General features: G+C 30.8%; 1 protein-coding gene. It reads left to right on the forward strand.

Going from position 1 to position 299, the window contains the following annotated elements; genetic code table 11:
* Positions 1-299 (forward strand): ArsB/NhaD family transporter (locus F1592_RS13460; protein ID WP_317450612.1); only part of this gene is annotated, 299 nt, incomplete at its 3' end.

Genomic DNA, 299 nt, shown 5'->3' on the forward strand with positions numbered 1-299 from the left:
ATTTTAGCAATTGTAATTTTTCTTTTAACTTTAATCTTTGTAATATGGCAACCGAAAGGTTTAGATATTGGTATTACAGCTTTAATTGGAGCTGTTGTTGCTATCATTACGGGAGTCGTAAGTTTTTCCGATGTATTAGAAGTAACAGGTATTGTTTGGAATGCTACCTTAACATTTGTAGCTGTTATTCTTATTTCATTAATATTAGATGAGATTGGATTTTTTGAAGGGTCTGCGATACATATGGTCAAGGCTTCAAACGGTAATGGCTTAAAAATGTTTGTTTTTATCATGATATT

The organism is Staphylococcus sp. GDX7P312P (assembly GCF_008385775.1).
Lineage (GTDB): Bacteria > Bacillota > Bacilli > Staphylococcales > Staphylococcaceae > Staphylococcus > Staphylococcus haemolyticus.